The organism is Opacimonas viscosa, assembly GCF_024199005.1.
Taxonomy (GTDB): domain Bacteria; phylum Pseudomonadota; class Gammaproteobacteria; order Enterobacterales; family Alteromonadaceae; genus Opacimonas; species Opacimonas viscosa.
The window spans coordinates 1-278 of the sequence record NZ_JANATA010000085.1 but is presented as its reverse complement, the minus strand read 5'-3'; the positions used below and the strand labels follow the sequence as shown (position 1 = coordinate 278).

Here is a 278-nt window from a genome sequence, read left to right as displayed (position 1 = left end):
AAACAATGATTCGATTTAACGAGGAGTTTTTATCCGAATGAAACGCGCTGCCTTATTTTTAGCTTCATCCCTACTTGTCGGTTTTGGCATCTCACCGGTAGCTGCAGAAACGATTGACGTTGAGTACAGTCGTTTCTATAGCCATGTTAAAAAACTGGATAACGAAGATACACAAGCGCTTCAATTTGCGTTTGGTTTTGTACGCGTAGGCGAAGGGCGCCTCTGTGAAGTTAATGGCGCAGCTATAGTGACTGATAAGAAAACGATGGCACTTACTG

1 protein-coding gene is annotated in these 278 nt (G+C 43.2%); it reads left to right on the top strand.

The window, feature by feature from the left end:
• Nucleotides 1-37: 37 nt before the first annotated feature.
• Nucleotides 38-278: DUF2987 domain-containing protein (locus tag NLF92_RS12790; protein WP_254102586.1), on the top strand; the 241-nt coding region annotated here is incomplete at its 3' end.